Annotated in this window: 14 protein-coding genes and 1 pseudogene; 5 read left to right on the forward strand and 10 right to left on the reverse strand. The window is 71.6% G+C overall.

What is annotated here, in order from left to right; all coding sequences use genetic code 11:
• The first annotated feature begins 109 nt into the window (after positions 1 to 109).
• Entirely contained in the window at positions 110 to 1129 is a 1020-nt protein-coding gene (locus O7625_RS25505; RefSeq protein WP_282342203.1) for a Gfo/Idh/MocA family oxidoreductase, read from the forward strand.
• 162 nt (positions 1130 to 1291) lie between these two features.
• The gene (locus O7625_RS25510) at positions 1292 to 2611 is read left to right on the forward strand and encodes an aspartate aminotransferase family protein (protein WP_282342206.1); all 1320 of its coding nucleotides are present in this window, start codon (positions 1292 to 1294) and stop codon (positions 2609 to 2611) included.
• A gap of 189 nt (positions 2612 to 2800) precedes the next feature.
• On the opposite strand, the gene O7625_RS25515 is transcribed toward O7625_RS25510, so the two are convergent.
• The 3 genes from O7625_RS25515 to O7625_RS25525 form a co-directional block, all read right to left on the reverse strand.
• The gene (locus O7625_RS25515) at positions 2801 to 3433 is read right to left on the reverse strand and encodes a dTDP-4-dehydrorhamnose 3,5-epimerase family protein (RefSeq protein ID WP_067307281.1); all 633 of its coding nucleotides are present in this window, start codon (positions 3431 to 3433) and stop codon (positions 2801 to 2803) included.
• Between the two features lie 82 nt (positions 3434 to 3515).
• Positions 3516 to 4742 carry an acyltransferase gene (locus O7625_RS25520; RefSeq protein WP_282342209.1) on the reverse strand — a complete coding sequence of 409 codons (1227 nt, stop codon included), beginning with the start codon at positions 4740 to 4742 and terminating at the stop codon, positions 3516 to 3518.
• A 139-nt stretch (positions 4743 to 4881) separates the two neighbouring features.
• Positions 4882 to 6057 (reverse strand): glycosyltransferase, encoded by a 1176-nt coding sequence (locus O7625_RS25525; protein ID WP_332310879.1) that lies wholly within the window; start codon positions 6055 to 6057, stop codon positions 4882 to 4884.
• Positions 6058 to 6372: 315 nt separating this feature from the next.
• On the opposite strand from O7625_RS25525, the gene rfbH reads away from it, so the two are divergent.
• Positions 6373 to 7680, forward strand: coding sequence for a lipopolysaccharide biosynthesis protein RfbH (rfbH, locus tag O7625_RS25530; protein ID WP_282342211.1), 1308 nt, complete (start codon positions 6373 to 6375; stop codon positions 7678 to 7680).
• A 126-nt stretch (positions 7681 to 7806) separates the two neighbouring features.
• Here rfbH and O7625_RS25535 read toward each other — a convergent pair whose 3' ends face one another.
• Together O7625_RS25535 and O7625_RS25540 are read right to left on the reverse strand one after the other, a co-directional pair.
• Entirely contained in the window at positions 7807 to 8001 is a 195-nt protein-coding gene (locus tag O7625_RS25535) for a (4Fe-4S)-binding protein (RefSeq protein ID WP_282342213.1), read from the reverse strand.
• Entirely contained in the window at positions 7998 to 9248 is a 1251-nt protein-coding gene (locus tag O7625_RS25540) for a cytochrome P450 (protein WP_348774027.1), read from the reverse strand. The genes O7625_RS25535 and O7625_RS25540 overlap by 4 nt, the downstream gene beginning before the upstream one ends.
• A 436-nt stretch (positions 9249 to 9684) precedes the next feature.
• Here O7625_RS25540 and O7625_RS25545 point away from each other — a divergent pair, with 436 nt between their 5' ends.
• Both O7625_RS25545 and O7625_RS25550 read left to right on the forward strand, forming a co-directional pair.
• Positions 9685 to 10950 (forward strand): cytochrome P450, encoded by a 1266-nt coding sequence (locus O7625_RS25545; protein ID WP_067307243.1) that lies wholly within the window; start codon positions 9685 to 9687, stop codon positions 10948 to 10950.
• 272 nt (positions 10951 to 11222) lie between these two features.
• Positions 11223 to 11552 (forward strand): non-heme iron oxygenase ferredoxin subunit, encoded by a 330-nt coding sequence (locus tag O7625_RS25550; RefSeq protein WP_282342215.1) that lies wholly within the window; start codon positions 11223 to 11225, stop codon positions 11550 to 11552.
• Positions 11553 to 11828: 276 nt separating this feature from the next.
• On the opposite strand, the gene O7625_RS25555 is transcribed toward O7625_RS25550, so the two are convergent.
• From O7625_RS25555 to O7625_RS25575, 5 genes and pseudogenes are all read right to left on the reverse strand, one after another.
• Positions 11829 to 13172: a cytochrome P450 gene (locus tag O7625_RS25555; RefSeq protein ID WP_282342217.1), complete on the reverse strand. Its 1344-nt coding sequence runs from the start codon at positions 13170 to 13172 to the stop codon at positions 11829 to 11831.
• Between the two features lie 576 nt (positions 13173 to 13748).
• Positions 13749 to 15680, reverse strand: a pseudogene (locus O7625_RS25560) (multicopper oxidase domain-containing protein); the annotation flags it as partial.
• A 48-nt stretch (positions 15681 to 15728) separates the two neighbouring features.
• Positions 15729 to 16934 carry a cytochrome P450 gene (locus O7625_RS25565; protein WP_282342218.1) on the reverse strand — a complete coding sequence of 402 codons (1206 nt, stop codon included), beginning with the start codon at positions 16932 to 16934 and terminating at the stop codon, positions 15729 to 15731.
• 95 nt (positions 16935 to 17029) lie between these two features.
• Positions 17030 to 17905, reverse strand: coding sequence for an NAD(P)H-binding protein (locus O7625_RS25570; RefSeq protein WP_197700024.1), 876 nt, complete (start codon positions 17903 to 17905; stop codon positions 17030 to 17032).
• A 277-nt stretch (positions 17906 to 18182) separates the two neighbouring features.
• Positions 18183 to 18815 (reverse strand): nuclear transport factor 2 family protein, encoded by a 633-nt coding sequence (locus O7625_RS25575; protein ID WP_282342221.1) that lies wholly within the window; start codon positions 18813 to 18815, stop codon positions 18183 to 18185.
• Positions 18816 to 18964 lie beyond the last annotated feature (149 nt).

Here is an 18964-nt window from a genome sequence, read left to right on the forward strand (position 1 = left end):
GCCGCGCCGGTCCGGTGCCGGGCGTCCCGCGACGGCCCGGCGGGCCGTCGGGGTCGACGGCCCGCCGCGAGCGCTGCCGACCTGCCGCACCACCGGGGAAGGAGAGCTGGTGACGCCCGTACGGATCGGGATCATGGGGTGCGCGAGCATCGCCCGTCGCCGGGTGCTGCCCGCCATGGCCGCCCTTCCCGCCGTCGAGATCACGGCGATCGCCAGCCGGGATCCGGGCCAGGCGGCCGAGCTGGCCCGGAGCTACGGCTGTCGGGCGGTCGCCGGCTACCGGTCGCTGCTGGACCTCGACGAGGTCGAGGCCGTCTACGTCCCGTTGCCCAACGCCCTGCACGCCCCCTGGATCGAGGCCGCCCTGGCCACCGGCCGGCACGTGCTCGCCGAGAAGCCGCTGACCACCAGCGCGGCCCGCACCGGTGAGCTGCTCGCCCTGGCCCGGGCCCGGCGGCTGGTGCTGATGGAGAACATGATGTTCCTCCACCACAGCCAGCACGCGGTGGTCCGGCAGTACGTCGCCGACGGGGCGATCGGCTCGCTGCGGTCCTTCCACGCCGCGTTCGGGGTGCCGAGGCGTCCCGCCGACGACGTCCGCCACCAGCCCGAACTCGGCGGCGGCGCGCTGCTGGACACCGGGGTCTATCCGGTACGCGCGGCCCTGTCCTTCCTGGGCGACCGCCGACTCGACGTCCTCTCGGCGGTGCTGACCTCCCGCCACGGCCAGCTCGTCGACTCCTGCGGGCAGGCGCTGCTGGACACCGACGACGGGGTGGGGGCACAGCTCGCCTTCGGCCTCGACAACCTCTACCGCTCCAGTTACCAGCTCTGGGGCAGCGAGGGGCGGATCGTCGTCGAGCACGCCTACAGTCCGCCCGCCGACCACGTCCCGGTGCTGCGCCTGGAGCGGCACTCCGGGGTGCAGGAGTTCCGCCTGGAGCCCGACGACCAGGTGACCAACGCGGTGCGCGCGTTCGCCACGGCCGTCCGGTCCGGGCAGCTTCCCGACGACCGCGACGTGCTGCGCCAGGCGGTCCTCGTCGAGGAGATCGGCACCCGGGCGAGACGCCACGTCGACCACACCCCCGACCCGGCGGCCACCGGCCCGCTGGAGAGGTCGTCATGAGCCGCCGCTGACCACGGCGGACCGGGACGGCGCCGGCACCGTCCCGGGTGGCCCGTACCGCAACAGCTCTGTCCCGATCGCGGGGCCGGCCCGCACCGACACGGCAGGAGTTCTGCATGCAGCTGGTCAGCGTCCGTGACAGTGTGGTCGAGGTGGGGAACGATGAGTGACACTGCGCACGCGCCGCAGCTGCTGGCCGCGCGGTTGCAGATCCCCCCCATCTCGTACAGCCACGCCGCTGGATCCTGGATCTTCGCCTCGAACGGGGAGCGTTACCTCGACGCGTCCAGCGGGATCATCAACGTCAACATCGGCCACGCCCATCCCACGGTGGTCGAGGCGATGCGGGACCAGGTGGGCATCTGCACGTACGCCAGCCCGGGGTCGCTGTTGGCCAGCGGCATGGAGCAGCTGGCGGTCGCCACGGCACGGGCGGTGCACCGGCCCCACGACCGCGTCATGTTCACCCCCACCGGCACCCACGCGTCGGAGTCCGCCATCGCGCTGGCCAGGCTGGCCCAACGGTCGCGGGGTGAGAAGAACCGCCACAAGGTGCTGACCGCGTCGCTCGGCTACCACGGCAACAGCGCGTTCGTGCTCGCGTTGTCCGGTCACCGTTCCCGGCGACCGCACGAGGACGACAGCTTCGGCATCGGGCCGGCGTTCGACCCGCCGTACCCCGGACAGCACCTCGGCTGCCCGTTCCCGACCTGCCGGACCGAGTGCGTACGGGCCGTGCGTGACGCCATCGTCGACGCCGGCCCGGACACCGTCGCGGCGGTGCTGTTGGAACCCGTCAACGGCACGACCGGGGGCGGCTACACCCCGCCGCCGGGATACCTGCGGGCGCTCCGCGAGGTCTGCGACGAGTACGGCGTCCTGCTCATCCACGACGAGGTGCTCACCGGGCTGGGACGTACCGGTCTCCCCCTGGCCTCGCACCACGCGCAGCAGGCGGAGCAGGCGCAGGCGGACATCGTCACCCTGTCCAAGGGGCTCGGGGCGGGCTTCGTCCCGCTGGCCGCCACGATGATCTCGCCGGACCTGGCCGAGAGCATCCTGTCCAGCGGCGCGTGGCTGCCGCTGATGGGTACGATGTCGGCGACGCCGCTGCAGGCCCGGGTCGGGCTCGCGGTGCTGTCGGTGCTCGACGAGATCGGCGCCCTCGACCGCGACCAGGTCCGCGGCGCGGCCGTGACCCGGATCGTGACCGAGGTGACGCGGGATCTGCCGGTGGTGACCGACGTCCGGGGGGTCGGCTTCTTCCACGGCATCGAGTTGGCCCGGGGCACCGTCGGCGAGGCCCTGCGGATCACCCGGAGCAACGGGCTGTTGCTGTACCCGTTCGTCGGGTACCGCCGCGACGGCAGCGGCGAGGGTCTGCTGGTGGCCCCGCCGCTGAACGCCACCGAGGCCGACCTGGACCACCTCGGCCAGGCGCTGCGGACGTCGCTGGTCCGGCTCAACGAGAGCGTGGGCTGACCGCTCGCGTGACGGAACGTGGCGGGTGGCTCTCCGGCCACCCGCCACGGCGTCGGATCCGGGACCGGCTCGCGCGGCGACGGCGGGGTGGCCCTGCCCCGGCTGGTCGGGGCGGGACGGCACGGCCGTGCCCCGGCCCGGTCGGCCCGGCCCGACCGCAGGTCACGACCCGACCGGCCCGGCCGCAGGTCACGACCCGACGGGCAGCCCGGGGACGGGGGCGGCGTGGATGCGGGCCTTGCGCAGCGCCAGGCACGCGTCGTAGCTCGGCAACAGGCCCTGTTCGACGGACTCCCGCAGCGAGGGGGCCGCGGCGTCCCGGTCGGACAGCACCGGCGGGCCGGGCAGCCGCAGCGGCAGGCCGATCTCGGGATCCAGCGGGTGCACCGTGACCACCTCCTGCGGCCGGTACAGCTCGGAGAGGTGGTACTGGACGCAGGTGTCGTCGTCGAGCGCGACGAAGGCGTGCCCGAGCCCCTCCTCCACGTAGACCGAGGTGGACCCGCGCCCGTCCAGGACGATCATGTCCCAGGTGCCGAAGGTGGGTGAGCCGGTCCTCAGGTCGACGACGAAGTCGAGCATCGAGCCCCGGACGCAGGTGACGAACTTCGCCAGGCCCGGGGGGACGGACGCCCCGTGCACGCCGCGCAGCACGTTGCGGTGGGAGACCGAGTAGTTGGTCTGGACGAGCTTCGGCGGGTACCCGAGCACCTCGGCCAGCACGTCCTCGCGGTACGCCTCGAAGAACACCCCCCGGTCGTCGACGAACGACCGGGAGGAGATCAGGAAGGCACCGTCGATGTCCAGCGGACGCACCGTCATGCTGCGGTTGGTCAGGCCCGGTGACGTCATCGCCGACCGCCCCGCTCGCGGGGGCGGCGGGCACCGGTGGACGCGGCGGCCCTCATCGCCGCGACGTCAATCGGCTCAGCTGCTCCCGCAGGACGTCGAGACGCTTCGGCAGTTCCGCGTCCCCCTCCGGCCAGAGCAGGTCGACGCCGACACGGCCGTCGAAGGTGTGCACGACGTATCCTCCCAGACCCGAGGGATCCCTGATGTGGGACGTGGCGCGGAAGTCCGTCAGACGCAGCCCGTCCGGGGTGCGTAGCGACGGCACCCGGCCCCAGTTCATCATGCTGACCACGACGGGCGCGGCGCTCGGATCCCACGGCTTCGCCGCTGGCGCGGACCTGCTGAACATGTCCAGCAGGCTGCGCTGGACCGACCCGTCGGCCAGCTCCGACCGGAGCCGTTCGCCGATCGCCCGGCCGAGCGTCACCGCGTCGGGCGCGATGTCGTCGGTGGCGCCGAAGCCGGCCCCGCCCAGCACGTTCGTGCCCTCGGTGGCCCCGACCGCCGGGGTGAGGTGCCGGCGCAGGTTGACCGTGAACCGGTACACCAGCTCGGTCAGGGGCAGACCGCGCAGCTCCGCCTCGGCCAGCAGCAGGGCACCGGCCAGCAGCCCGTTGAGCGTCACGTGCTCCCGGTGGCCGAGCTCCGCCAGCGCGGTGGTCTGCGCGGCCGTCAGGCGGTGCCGGGCGCCGTTGCGGGCGAAGACGCTCCGCTCGGCGTCGGTCAACGGCGCGGCCATCGGCATCGGCCGGGGCGGGGGGCCGTCGACCGGCACGGTCGGACCGATGCCGCGCTCGGCGAGCAGGTCCTCCAGCGGCCGGGGGTACGGCTGGCGGGGCAGCGCGACCGGCACCCCCCGGACCACGTCGGTGTAGCTGGACCAGATCTCGGTGAGCAGGGCGACGGCGTGGTCGGCGTCGGCGATGCTGTGGTGGGTCAGCAGGCAGACGCTCGCCACGTCACCGTCGCGGACGACGTGCAGCGCGCTCAGCGTCCGGCGCTGGTCCACCGTCACCCCGGCCAGCGGCCGGTCGACGTCCCCGGCACCGGTGCGCAGCTCCGGCCGGCTGTCGGACGCCACGAAGACCGGCCCGTCGTCGCCGTCGGCGAGCCGTGCGGACAGCTGGGGGTAGGCACGGCACACCGCGGCGAAGGCGGTGGCCAGCGCGTCGAGGTCCAGCCGGCCCTCGGCGCGCACGGTGTACCCGATGTGGGCCTCCCGGGCGGCGTGGACCTGCTCGCTGGGTGCCAGTGCGCGCCATGTTCCCGCTGGTGTCACGAATCGGCCTCCAGTCAGCGCGCAGGATCGGGTGACCCGCGACTCAAGCCTGATCAGGTTCGTCCCCCGGCGCGGCCCGGGACCGTCCCCGCCACCGGGGTGGTCGGACGGTCCCGGCGGCCCGGTCGGTGCGCCGGGCCTAGGCGGAGCTTCCAGCGGACGCCTCGTGGACCAGCCACTCGACCCGGCGGACCACCTCGGACGGCAACGGCAGGGCGGCGATCTCGCGGGCGAGCCCGCGCGCCGCCGCGGCGTAACCCGGATTGGCGACGATCTCCTGGCAGGTCTTCGCGATGACGTCGCTGGTGGCCTCCTCCGGCGTGAGCACGAGCCCCGCGCCGGCCTCGACGATGCGCCGGGCCATCTCGTTCGCCCGGAACAGGTTGGGGTCCGGGATCAGCACCTGGGGCACCCCGCAGCTCAGCGCCGTCATCATGGTGCTGCCGCCGGACTGGTGCACGAGGACGTCACAGGTGGGCGCCACGACGTCCAGCGGCACCCAGCCGGCCCGGACGTTCTTGAGCCGCTCCTGCAGCACGGGCAGGGCGTCGTCGGCCACCGGCACCACCACTTCGGCGTCCAGGGCACTGACGTTCTCGACGATGCCCTGGAGGAAGTCGTACTGGTTGTAGGTCGCCACCCCGGTGCCGATGGTCACCCCGATGCGGGTGTCCGCGCCGCGGGTGTACATCCACGGCTCCAGGCAGCGTTGCGTGTTGCCCGGAATCCACCGCATCATCTGCACCGCCTGGGCGATCGGCGGGCGCAGGCTCGGTGGCGTGATGTCGATCATCAGATCCGGCTCGGGCAGCGCGTCCAGGCCCAGCTCGGCCAGCTCGGCCTGCAGCTCCTCCGTCGCGCCGAGGTCCAGCAGCCGCGGGTCGTGGATGTCCCACGCGTGGCGCACGTAGGGCACGCCGAGCCGCTTGGCCAGCAGCGGCGCGGCGTAGGAGGCCATCCCGCCGATGATGACGTCCGGCCGCCAGTCGTCGGTGAACGCCACCAGGGCGTCCAGGGTGGACGCCTCGATGCGCGCGTACCAGTGGCCCGACTGCTGCTCCCGCTCGATCGGGTCCTCCGGGACGCGCAGCAGCCGCTTGTCCCGGGCGATGATCTCGCGCGGGGACACCCCGGGGTCGGTGACCCGCACGGCGGAGAGCCCTACCCCGGCGATGGTCGGCACCAGATCATCGAGCGAGGCGGTCATCATGACCTGGTGTCCCGCGTTATGCAGGGCCGTCCCGAGCGGGACGTGACTGAATATCGTGGACGGGGCGATCCCGGCGAGAATTAGGACCCGCAAGTTGTCCTCCAAGCGGTCATGGATCTGGCTGCGGCGCCGAACCCGGCGCGGGTGTCACTCGCCCGCGGACCGGCTCTTGCCGGATCAGGCTTGCCGACGACGCGGGCCGGGTCCATCACCAAAGTGGATAGTAGCAATCGACTATCGAAAATGGATCTACCACGGTGAGGGATGCCGGGCCGGACCGGCGCTCCTAGTCTCTTCCGGAGAGATTCCGAAAGGTACGACGGCTCTGCCGTGCGCCGGGATCGGGTGGACGCCTGGCCGCCGCTCCGGCTCCGGCGCATGTCCGGCACACCTCCCACTCTCGACCGTAGGGGATACGACATGGTCGACCCAGCCCGATCGCACCTGCTGGAACTGGTCCGTGACTATCACGACGCCCAGACCCCCGAAGCTGCGCCGTTCATCCCGGGGCAGACTCCGATCCTGTCCTCCGGGGCGGTGCTGGACGCCGACGACCGCGAGGCCCTGGTGGCCGCCGCGCTCGACATGCGGATCGCCTCCGGTCAGATCACGGCGAAGTTCGAGTCGTCCCTCGCCCGGACGCTCAAGCGGCGCAAGGCGGTGCTGACGAACTCCGGCTCGTCGGCGAACCTGCTCGCGCTGAGCACGCTGACCTCGCCGGAGCTGGGCGACCAGCGGCTCAAGCCGGGCGACGAGGTGATCACCGTCGCCGCCGGCTTCCCGACCACGGTGAACCCGATCCTGCAGAACGGCCTCGTGCCGGTGTTCGTCGACATCGAACTCGGCACCTACAACACCACCGCCGAACTGGTCGAGCAGGCGATCTCCCCCCGCACCCGGGCGATCATGATCGCGCACACGCTGGGCAACCCGTTCCCGGTGGCCGAGATCGCCGAGATCGCCGCCCGGCACGGCTGCCACCTGGTCGAGGACAACTGCGACGCGGTGGGCTCGACCTACCAGGGCAGGCTCACCGGCACGTTCGGCGCGTTCTCCACCATCTCCTTCTACCCCGCCCACCACCTGACCATGGGTGAGGGTGGCATGCTCCTGTCGTCGGACATCAAGCTGGCCAAGCTGGCGAAGTCGTTCCGCGACTGGGGCCGCGACTGCTGGTGCGAGCCGGGCGAGGACGACCGCTGCCTCAAGCGGTTCGACCTCCAGGCCGGTACCCTCCCGGAGGGCTACGACCACAAGTACGTCTTCTCCGAGGTCGGCTACAACCTCAAGAGCACCGACATCCAGGCCGCGCTCGGGCTGAGCCAGCTGGCCAAGCTGCCCGGCTTCATCGAGGCCCGCAAGCGCAACTGGCGTCAGCTACGGGAGGGTCTGGACGGCCTGCCCGGCCTGCTGCTGCCCGAGGCGACGCCGGGCAGCGACCCGAGCTGGTTCGGTTTCATCATCACGGTCCTGCCGGACGCGGGCTTCGACGTTCCGCAGATCGTCGGCCACCTGGAGCGGCACAACATCCGCACCCGGCGGTTGTTCGCCGGCAACCTCACCCGGCACCCCGCCTACATCGGCCGGCCGCAGCGCATCGTCGGTTCGCTGGCCAACAGCGACACGGTGACCGAGCGGACGTTCTGGATCGGTGTCTACCCCGGCATCACCACCGAGATGATCGAGTACGTCATCGGCACGCTCAAGGAGTTCGTCGCCACCCACTGACCGGACCCTGCACCGACGCACCGTCCGCTGTCGCGGGCGGTGCGTCGGTCGTGACCGCCCCGGGCCGGCGGACGAGCCGCCGGGATCGTCGGCCCCGGGCGAGCGGGCCGACGACCCCGGCGGGTCTCAGCGGTCGAGCTGCAGCGCCCCGGACGGGCAGGAGGTGACCGTCTTGAGCAGGGCGTCCTCCTCGCCGGGGTCCGGATCGGCCCGCAGCAGCACCACCGTGCCGTCGGTGTCGTCCTGGTCGAACATCCCGGGCACCCGGAGCACGCACAGCCCCGCGCCGACGCAGACGCCGGAGTCGACCCGCACCCTCATCGGGCGTCCCAGCTGATCGGCAGGGCGTGCACCCCGTAGGTGATCATGTTGTTCCGCAGGGGGACCTCCCCCGGCGCCACGGCGAGCCGGACGTCGGGCAGCCGACGCAGCAGCTCGGTGTAGCCGACCGTCATCTCGATCCTGGCCAGCTGCTGGCCGAGGCACTGGTGCACCCCGTGGCCGAACGCCAGGTGCGAACTGCGCTCCCGGGTCACGTCCAGGGTGTCCGGCTGCGGCCAGTGCCGCCCGTCCCGGTTCGCCGCCAGCAGGGAGACCACCACCGTCGCACCGGCCGGGATGTGCTCCCCGTTCAGCTCCAGGTCCTCCTTGGCGAACCGGAACAGACCGGTGCTGACGATGGTCAGGAAGCGCAGCAGCTCCTCGACGGCGTCACCGACCCGGGACGGGTCGGCGCGCAGCGCGGCGAGCTGTTCGGGGCGCTGCAGCAGCACGAACATGCCCAGCCCGAGCATGCTCGCGGTGGTGTCGAGGCCGGCGAAGAGCAGAAGGTTGGCGATCCCCACCAGCTCGTCGTCGGTCAGCGCGGGATCCGCACCGGGGTGGTGGGCCAACCCGGAGATCAGGTCGTCGGTGGGGTTCGCCCGCTTGTCCGCCACCAGCCGCTGCATGAACGCGCGCTGGGCCTCGGCGTTCGCGACCGCCTCCTTGACCGGCACGTTCGTCTGCAACAGGTCCGCCGCACGCTGCTGGAACTCCGCCCGGTCCTGGTACCGCACGCCGAGCAGCTCGCAGATAACCAGGGCGGGCACCGGGACGGCGAACGCCGGCACCAGGTCGGCGCTGGTGCCGGCGGCCAGCATCGCGTCCAGCCGTTCGGTGACGATCTCCTCGATCCGGGTGGTCAGGTCGCGCATCCGACGCACGGTGAACTGCCCGGTGAGCAGCTTGCGGTACCGGGTGTGCTCCGGCGGATCCATGTTGATGAACGATCCGGCCCGGGCCTTGTCGTTGCGGAGCTGCTCCCCCAGCTCCTTGGAGAGGTTCTTGAACCGGGGGTGGTAGCGGAACCGGTCGGCCGAGAAACGCGGGTCCGACAGCACCGCGCGGGCCTCGTCGTACCCGGTCACCATCCAGCACGGATCGCCGCCGGGGAGCGTCGACCTGGCCACCGGGGCCTCGGCGGCCAGCGCCGCCAGACCGGAGGGCAGCAGGAACGGATCGTCGCGTTGGAGGAATTCCCGGGAGAGCGGTGCCTGCAGCGATTCGTCGGCGGGTGGGGATTTCATCGTCTCGGTCGTCACCGCAGTGTCCTCCCAATTGCTTCAGCAGACAGCGAACCGATTACGCCAAGGGTGTCCGTGGTCGACTCGGCAAGGCTCGCGGAGTGCGGCCGGGGGTGCCGGTACCGGTGTCACCAGCCACGTCCGGTAGATCGACAGCGACCCATACTCCACTGTCGAAGCCTAGGCCAGCTCCCACGTCCCGCACATCCCTCGCGCTGATAGCACCGACGGGTCGGATTCGCGGCGGTCGCGCCGGAGGAAGTGTCCCACGGCGCGGAATCCCACCGGCTCGACCACCCCGTCAGCGGCACCGGAACGCCTATCAGGTTGAGGGATGCTCAGCCCGTCGCCGGCTCCCTATCGTTGCCGAAAAGGCGCCGAAACGCGCCCGCCCCACGCCAACGGATCGCTAGCTATTCGACACGAAAGGGAGGGGCTCATGACCACTGCCGAGACGTCGGCCGAGACGGTCGACCTGTTCTCACCAGAAGTGGTCGCCGACCCGTTCGGCTGGTACGCGCGGTTGCGCGAGGAGACTGGCCCGCACACCGGGACGCTGAACATCGGCACCATGATGGGCGGGCCCGAGATGTGGCTCGTCACCCGCTACGACGATGTCCGCCAGGTCCTCACCGACCCGCGGTTCGTCACCAACCCGCCGGCCGACTCGACCATCGCGGACATCCGCGACGGCGTGTTCAAGCGACTGGACTTCCCGCCGGACCTCATCCCGTGGATGGCCAACCTCCTCAACGTCTCCGACGGCGAGGACCACACCCGGCTGCGCAAGCTCGTCTCGTACGCGCTGACCGCCCACCGGATCGGCAAGCTGCGTCCCCGGGTCGAGAAGATCACCGCGGACCTGCTCGACAAGCTGGCCGAGGACAGCAGGGACGGCTCGCCGGTCGACCTCGTCGAGGAGTACTGCTACCCGCTGCCGGTCACCGTCATCTGCGAGCTGGTCGGCATCGACGAGCCCGACCGGCCGCACTGGCGGGCCTGGGGCGACTCGATGGCCACGATGAACGGCGAGCGGATCCCGACCACGCTGCTCAAGTGCATCGAGCTGGCCCGTGAGCTGATCGAGAAGCGGCGGGCCGAGCCGCAGGACGACCTGGTCACCGCGCTGGTCCAGGCGCAGGCCGAGGACCCGACCCGGGTCTCCGACGACGAGATCATCGGCATCCTCTTCAGCCTGGTGACCGCCGGGCACCAGACCACGACGTACCTGATCGGCAACTCGGTCATCATCCTGCTCGAGAACCCCGACCAGCTCGCGCGGTTGAAGGAGAACCCGTCGATGTGGCCGCAGGCGGTGCGCGAGTTGCAGCGCCTGGGTCCGATCCAGTTCGCGCAGCCGCGCTTCCCCGTGGAGGACGTGGAGCTGGGCGGCGTGACGATCCCCCGGGGAGCGCCGGTGGCGCCGCTGCTGCTGGCGGCGAACACCGACCCGCGCAAGTTCCCCGACCCCAACCAGCTGATCATCGACCGGTTGGCCGTCGGCAGCGAGAGCCACCTCGGATTCGGCAAGGGCATCCACCGCTGCCTCGGCCAGCACCTGGCCTACCAGGAGGCGGAGGTGGCGTTGCAGGGGCTGTTCACCCGGTTCCCGGACCTCTCCCTCGCCGTGCCGCGCGAGGAGATCCCGTGGATCCTGCGGCCCGGGTTCACCCGGACCAGGACCCTCCCGCTGAAGCTCGCCTGAGCGTTCCGGGGCCACACCGGCCCTTCCGTCGGTGAGCCGGGCACCGTGCCCGGTCACCGTCGGTCCTGAAGTGACCCGTACCACCGTCGCCTGCCCGCCGCGCTCCCCTGTGGACGCGGCGGCAGGTCGGCTGTATACCTACACCAGGCGACGCAGCTCTGGGCGGTCCGGTCTCCGGACCGCCCAGACCTGCACGGCGTCCGTCGCCAGGACGACCCTGGCCCGACCCGGGCCGGCCAGCACGTTCCGCGTCGAGAGGGAGACCCGCCCGCATGCCCACGCCGCAAGGGATCCGACTGTGTGCCCTGTCCGAGCTGGACGACAAGGCACCGCTTGCCGTCCAGATCGGTGACGTCCCCGTCGTGGTGGTCCGCATCGGCGACGAGGTGCACGCGCTGCGGGACCAGTGCACGCACGCCCGGATGGCACTGTCCGACGGCGAGGTCACCAGCAAGGGCATCGAGTGCTGGATGCACGGTGCCTGCTTCGACCTGCGCACCGGGGTGCCGACCGCGCCGCCCGCCGTCGAGCCGGTGGACGTCTATCTGGTCCGGGTCGAGGACGGGGAGGTCTTCGTCGACCCCGGCACCACCGTCAACTGACCGTCCCGGCCCGCAGACCCCGGCCACCGGACGCGCCACGACCGGAGACGTGCTCCGGTCGTGCGGCGGCGCCGGCGCCCGGATCGCACGCATCCGCCGGCGCCCGGTCACACGCGTCCGCCGGTGTCCCGGTCGCGGTGAGCGGCGGGACACCGGCGGACGGTGGGTGGGACGGTGGTCACCGACCACCGTGCCGGGTGGGGACCGGGTCGTGGCCGCCTCCGCCTCCGTGGGCCGGCGCGACGCCGACGGCCACGACCCGGACGCCCGGGTGGGTCACCCGAGCCGCGGCGTGCCGTGCAGGCGCAGGGGCAGCCGCCGCAGACGCCAGGAGCCGGGCATGTTCTGCCGCTCCAGCTCCTCGGCGGGAACGGCCAGCTCCATGTTCGGGAAGCGGGTCAGCAGTCCACTGAACGCCACCTCGAACTCCTGCTTGGCCAGGTGCGCGCCCAGACAGTAGTGCAGACCGGCGCCGAATCCGACGTGCGTCTCGCGGAGACTGTCGGGCTGGCGGCGCAGGTCCAGGCGGTCCGGGTCGGAGAAGTAACGCGGGTCGTAGTTGGCCGCGACGAGCATGCACATCAGCCGGTCGCCCTGCCTGATCGTGACGCCGCCGATCTCGACGTCCTCCACCGCGTGCCGGAACTGGGTGCCGTGCAGCGGGCCGCACCAACGCATCAGCTCCTGGACCGCCGCCGGCATCAACGCCGGGTCGGCCTGCAGGGTGCCCAACTGGTCGGGATGGGTGAGCAGGGCCAGGGTGCCGTTGCCGATCATGTGCGCGGTGTTCTCGGTGCCGGCCAGCACCAGGGTCAGCACCATCGTGATCAGCTCATCCCCGGTGAGCCGGTCGCCTTCCTCGTCGTGCGCCTCGATCAGCCCGGACAGCAGGTCGCCGGTCGGCACGGCGCGACGCTGCTCGACCAGCTCGGTGATGTGGTCGACCATGCCCCGCATCGGCTCGTTCTGCGCCCCCGGCTCCAGGGAGAACGCCGCCCGGCCCCACTGCCGCCACCGGGGCCAGTCGGCCTCGGGGATGCCGATCAACTCGCAGATCACGTTGATCGGCAACAGGTAGGCGAAGTTCTCGATGAGGTCGACGACGCCCACCCCGTCGGCGTCGTCCGCCTCCGCCCGCCGGGCGAGCTGGTCCAGCAGTCGTGCCGCGATCTCCTCCACCCGGGGCCGCAGGGCCGCGACGCGCCGGGCGGTGAAGGTACGCGAGACGAGCCGCCGCAGCCGGACGTGGTCCTCGCCGTCGGCGTCCAGCAGGCTGCTGGTGAAGATCTTGATGTACTTCTCCTCGAGCCCGAGCGCCTTGGCCAGCTCGTCGTGCAGGTCGTCGACGTTCGCGCCGGGCACGCTCCCCGGGTTGTTGGCGAAGCGCTGGTCGCCCAGCACCATCTTGACGTCGTCGTACCGGGTGATCAGCCACAGCGGCGTGGGTGAGGTGGGGTAGACGGCCCGGACGATCCGGTCCCGCTCGCGGAGCAGCGAGTATCCCCGGAACGGGTCGCGGAGCAGGTCGGCGTCCGTCATGTCCAGTGCGGCGGCGCCGTTGCCGGTGGCTACGGGACAGGTCCCGCTGATGGTGTCCATGTCGCCCTCCAGAATGGTCACGTGATCGGTACGCGGTCGGCCGGACCCGCCGGTCGGCCGGGTTTACAGGCGGCGAGGGCGCACCCCACCGCTGGTGCGTGGGTCGGATCGGCGCGACCGTGGCCTGGGGGTCGGGACGCTCCGGGGCGGTGTGCTGTCCGACAGGTGCGGGGCCACCTCGATCAGTGAGGTGGGTCTGGTCCCCTCGATCCGGGTGGTGAATCCGGTACCTCCGTTCTGTGCGGTGGGTCCGGGCCGTGGCAGCCCGGGGCGGTGACCAGGCCTCTCGGTCGCCCGAGGCAACAATCGGGCAGAACGAAACGGCACGGACGCCGAGCGACGCCGGCCCGGGGCGGCGCTCCCGCCGGATCCTGGCCGACGCTGGTCGCGCCGGCCGGGAGGTGGTCGCCGGCCCGGGGCGGAGGTCCGCCGCCCCGGGCCGGCCGGCACCGGAGACCCTGCGGCGGTTCCCCGCCCCGCGGTCCACGGCGCGTCGGGGAGCGTCGGGCCCGTCGGGCCGCGAGGCGCCGCCGCCGGTCAGCGTCCACCTGACTGCCCCCCGGCCGGGTGGTGTGCCGCGCTCCCGGCACGGTGGTCCGCGCCGCCCGCGTGGTGGGTCGAACCGGCCGGGTGCATGTGGAACCGGGCGACCTCGGCCGGGTGCACGACGAAGGGCCGCATCATCCCCTCGTCCTCGTGGTCGAGGATGTGGCAGTGGTACATGAACTGGCCGGTGGCGCCCTCGAACCGGCCGGCGACCCGGATCCACTCCCCCGCCCACAGGTTGAAGGTGTCCTTCCAACCCTCTTCGTGCTTCTCGATCGGCGGCCCGTCGACCGGGGTGGGCAACGGCCTGCTGGTGCCGCCGGCCGCGAGGTCGAAGGCCGTCAGGTCGGCGATCTTCCACCGGGTCAACAGCTGGAACCTCGCCATGTGGATGTGCATCGGGTGCGGGGCACCGCCGAGCTGGATCAGGTTCCACACCGTCCACCGGCCACGGTTGATGAAGACCGTCGTGGTCTCGTCGAACAGGCGCGCGGCCTTCCGGAAGGTCCGCACCCGCCCCGCCGCCGGGTCGGTGAGCTGGATCACCCCCTCCTGCGGGAACTGCGTGGGCAGCTCCGCCGGGTCGGTGATCTCCTGCAGCTCCCACATCTCCGGGTGCGGACGACCGCCCACCCCCGGCAGGGTCGTCGCCACGAACACCTCGTCGTGGTCCTCCGGCACCGTCCCGCCCTGCCGCAACCGGACGTACGACCCGGACAACCGGGCCGGCGGCGTGAAGAAGTCGCTGCGGCCGCGGCTCTCGACCCGGAACTGCATGATGTCCGGTTCGATCGACGCGCCGGTGTTGACCAGACGCAGCCGCTGTCCCTGGAACCGGCTGAAGTCGATCAGCAGGTCGACGCGCTCGGCCGGGGTGATGGTCAGCCCACCCGCCGGCACCGCCGCCGGGGCCGGCAGCAGGCCGGCGTCCGTGCCGACGATCCGGACCGCGTCGTTGTGCACCACCCCCGCCTCGTCGACCAGGTCGAGCCGGAAGAACCGGCCGTTCGCCGCGTTGAGCACCCGGAAGCGGTACCAGCGCGCGTCGACGTCCAGGTGCGGCCAGATGACCCCGTTGACGGTGGTGAAGGGGCCGGTGACCGGGGCCGACGTGCCGGTCGCGAGCTGGTACTGGAACTTGAACAGCAACCGGCCGGTGAGTGCTCCGGTCGCCGGGTCGGTGTCGAGGTTGCGGTCGGCGAGGACCAGCGGGACCTCGTGGTCACCACGGGGCAGCCGCAGCCGGTCCTCCTCCTCGTCGCGGATCAGGTAGAGACCGGCGAGCCCGGCGTGGACGTTGAACCGGGTCACCGCCATCGCGTGGTCGTGGTACCACAGGGTGCACGCCGCCTGCCGGTTCGGGTATTCGGTGAGCTGCACGTCCCCGGGGGAGATGCCGTTGTGCGCCCAGCCGTCGTTGCCGCCGTTGGTATGCGCGCCGTGCAGGTGCACCACGTTCCACGGCGGCAGCTCGGCGACCCCGTCGATCAGCTCCACTCCGGCGGGCAGGCCGCCGTCGGGGCTGCGGTAGCCGGGGGTGTTCGCCGGCGTCGGTACCGCGTAGGGCGCCCGGACCGCCACCACCGGCACCGTGCCGCGCAGCTCGTTGACCCAGGCGACCCGCAGCCGCCGGTCACGGCGTACCTCGATGGTCGGGCCGGGGAAGTGCCCGTCGTACGTCCACAGGGTGGTCTCGGGCAGCTGCGAGTGCAGCCGCCGCTGCACGGTGGTCATCGTGACGGTGAGTTCGTCCCGGGAACGCCCCGGGGACGGTCGGACCGTCGGCGGAATCCGCAGCGGGTCGAGGAACTTGGTGAGACCGAACTGTGGTGCCACGAGTGCCGCTCGTGGCCCGCCGACGGTCGCCGCCGATGCCGCCTTTCCCGTGGCATCCGGGCCGAGCGTCTGCGCACCCGCGACGACACCTGCGGTGCCGAGCACGGTGGAGAACAGGAACGCGCGACGCTCAACGGGGGCATCCATCGGATCTTCTCCTGCGAGAGGTGGGGGCGTACCGACGCCGGGAGGGTGCTACCAGGTGACCGGCAGTGCGGTCAGCACCTCGAAGCCCGCGGTCGGGTTGAACGGAATCTCCTCCGCCGGGACAGCGAGGCGCAAGTCCGGTAGCCGTTGGAGCAGAGTACCCAGGGCGATCTCCATGGTGATGCGGGCGAGGCTCTGGCCGAGACACTGGTGGGTGCCGAACCCGAACGTGACGTGGTCCCGGGCGGAGCTGCGGCGCAGGCCCAGGGAGTCCGGCGCGTCGTGGACGTCGGCGTCCCGGTTGATGAGGGAGGTGATGAAGAACACACCGTCTCCCTTGTGGATGGTGGTCCCCTCGATGTCGATGTCGTCGATGGCGAGCCGCGTCACACCGTCCGGAATGGACACGAAGCGCAGCAGCTCGTCGACGGCGGTGGGTAGCAGCGCCGGATCGGCCCGCAGCTCAGCCAGCTGGTCGGGGTGCTGGAGCAGGGTGAACAGGCCGAGCGAGATCATCGTGCCGGTGGTGCCGTGCCCGCCCGCCACCTGCAGGACCAGCGTCGAGACCAGCTCCTCGTGGTCCAGGTCGCCGGCGGGACCGGGCTTCGCGAGCAGCTCGTCGAGCACCCCCGTCCCGGGGTTGCGCCGCTTCTGCGCGATCAGCTCGCCCATGTAGGCCATCAGGTCGTCGTACGCCTGGTTGGCGTTCGGGCCGGCGGCGAGCTGGTGGGACATCCGGTGGAACGCCTCGTGATCGGCCTCCGGGATGCCCATCACGCGGTACAGCACGGTCAGCGGGACGGGTGCCGCGAACGCCGGGATCAGGTCGGCCGGGGCACCGTCGGCGATCATCTGGTTCAGCCGCTCGTCGACGACCTCCTGGATCATCGGCCGCAGCGAGTTGATCCGCCTGATCGTGAAGCTGGGGATCAGCATCTTGCGCCGGGCCTGGTGCACCGGCCCGTCGACCCCCACCAGCGCGGTGACGATCTTCATGACCTTCTGCTGGGCGTCGCCGACGGCGGCGGCGATGCTCGGGAACATCATCGGCCACGCGGGGTTGGTGCGGTCGCTGGAGATGCGCGGGTCGACGAGGAGCCGACGGGTCAGCTCACGACTGGTGATCGCCCAGACGTGCCGGCCGTCGTAGAGGGCGACCTGGGCGAGGGGTCGCTGGTCGACCAGCGACGGATAGGCGGGAGCGGGCTGGTAGGGACAGGTGCGGTCCTGGGGGAACACCACGGTGTCGGTCATACGCGAACCCTTCGATCGGCCGGTACGGCGATGTGCGGTTTAACCGTGCGGGTGCGCGGATCCGCGGCGGCCGAGGGTCGCCGCGCTCCAGACGCCTAGTTCGTGAAATCCGCCCTGTGGTCCACCGCCCACTCGGCGAAGGTCCGCGCCGGCTTACCGAGGACCCGCTCGACGGTGCCGTCGATCTCGGCAGGGCCGTCGAGGGCCTCCAGGTAGTAGCGGACCCTGGTCTCGATGATCCCCGGCGGGTCGGACGGGGAGATCACCCCCTCCCGGATCAGCTCCCGGAGTCGGGGGGCGAACCGCTCGCGCAGCTCCGCGCGGACGTCGTCGCCGGTGACGTCCTCGATCTCCAGCTCACGCCCGATCGCCTTGCCGATGAGGGCGACCTGCTCGGCCTGGGTGATGCTGTCACCACCGCTGAGGTGGTACCTCGCCCCGGCGTGCCCCTCCTGGAGCAGCGCGCAGGTGCTCACCTCGGCGATGTCCCGCTCGTGGATCGACGAGAGGTAGGACTGCGCGTAGTGCAGCCGTACCGGCCGGCCCTGCTTGATGTCCGGCGCCCAGAGCAGTGAGTTCACCGCGAAGGCTCCCGGCCTGACGAACGTCCACTGCAGACCCGAGCGCTCGATCGCGTGCTCGACCGCCAGGTGCCACCGGGCGATCCAGTGATCCGGGTCGCGGCCGGCGGCGGCCAGTGAGGACAGCAGCACGACGTACCGGACGCCGGCGGCCTTGGCCGCCGACAGGACTCCGTCGATGCCGGCCGGCTGGTTGTACAGGAAGATCTTCTCGACGCCCTGGAACGCCTGCGCGAACGTCTCCGGTTCGGTCAGGTCGGCCCGGCGGACGTCGACCTCCGCCGGCAGGTCGAGCGCGGCCGGATCACGGGACGTCGCCCGTACCTCCACTCCCGCCCGCAGTAGCAGGTCGACGACGTTCCGACCGACGTTGCCGGTCGCACCCGTCACCAGGATCGTCATCATTCCCCCCGCAAGCCTGTTCCGCCCCATCGGTGATCCGTAAGGGCCTTCGTAGGCTAGGACAGGAGGACGCGGCTGGGCATACCTCGCCTTGATAGCCGTGGGGCAGGCAGACGCCGCCGACCAGGGGGCGGAGCCCCTGTCGGCGACCCGGCGGCCCGGCCGGGCACCCGCGGGTCAATCGCCCCCGGGTACGCGGGCCGCCGGTTCGGGACGGTGGGTCACACCGCCCCTCCCCGACCCGCCGGCTACCGCCGGCCGGTGGTCACTTCGCCGGAGGCGCGGCCGCGGGCTTGTCGACCGCCCACAGGACGTCGCCCTCGATGCGCGACAGGCGCCACCCCTGCGAGTCGCGCGTCGCCTCGAAGCGCATCCGCGAGTTGAGGGTCAGCGCCGGCTCCGGGGCGATCTTCCCCTTCGGCGTGACGCTGCTACCGAAGAGCTGCACCACGTCCGCCCGGACCTTGGCCTTGTCGCCGTCGAGGTCGATGAGGACATTGCTGACCAGCTCCTGCACCCGGTCCTCGGTCTTGAACCCCTCCGACGCACCGGCGATGACCTTCTCCCGGCCCTCGGTGAGCCCCCCACCGGGATTGGTGACGACCACCCCTTCGGTCAGCACCTTGTTGAGATCGTCGAACTTCCCCTCCGTCGTGTCGGCGTAGAAACGGTAGATGAGCTGGGTGATGTCGCCGCGATCGTCGCGGTATTCGACCTTGTCGGCGGCACATCCCGCGGTGGGGACGGCGACGGCGAGAGCCGCCAACAGGCCGACGACGCGGACGGACCCGCGCCGTGACCGAACGATTCCCCCTGGACGATCCATGTTCTGGTTCTCCCCTACCCTGTCGCAGTCGCAGTCTTGGTAAGCACGCGGGCAGGCACCGACATTCTTCACCGGGTGATGAACAGGAACAGCACCGCCGCGACCCGCAACACCGGTGACCATGAACTGCGGCTTCCCGAGCCACAGAAGTGGATTGCCGACAGTCGACCTGGGTCGCCCCGCCATCCACATGATTGCCGTGCGATCACCGGCGATCCGTG

It is taken from the genome of Micromonospora sp. WMMD714, from assembly GCF_029581315.1.
GTDB lineage: Bacteria > Actinomycetota > Actinomycetes > Mycobacteriales > Micromonosporaceae > Micromonospora > Micromonospora rifamycinica.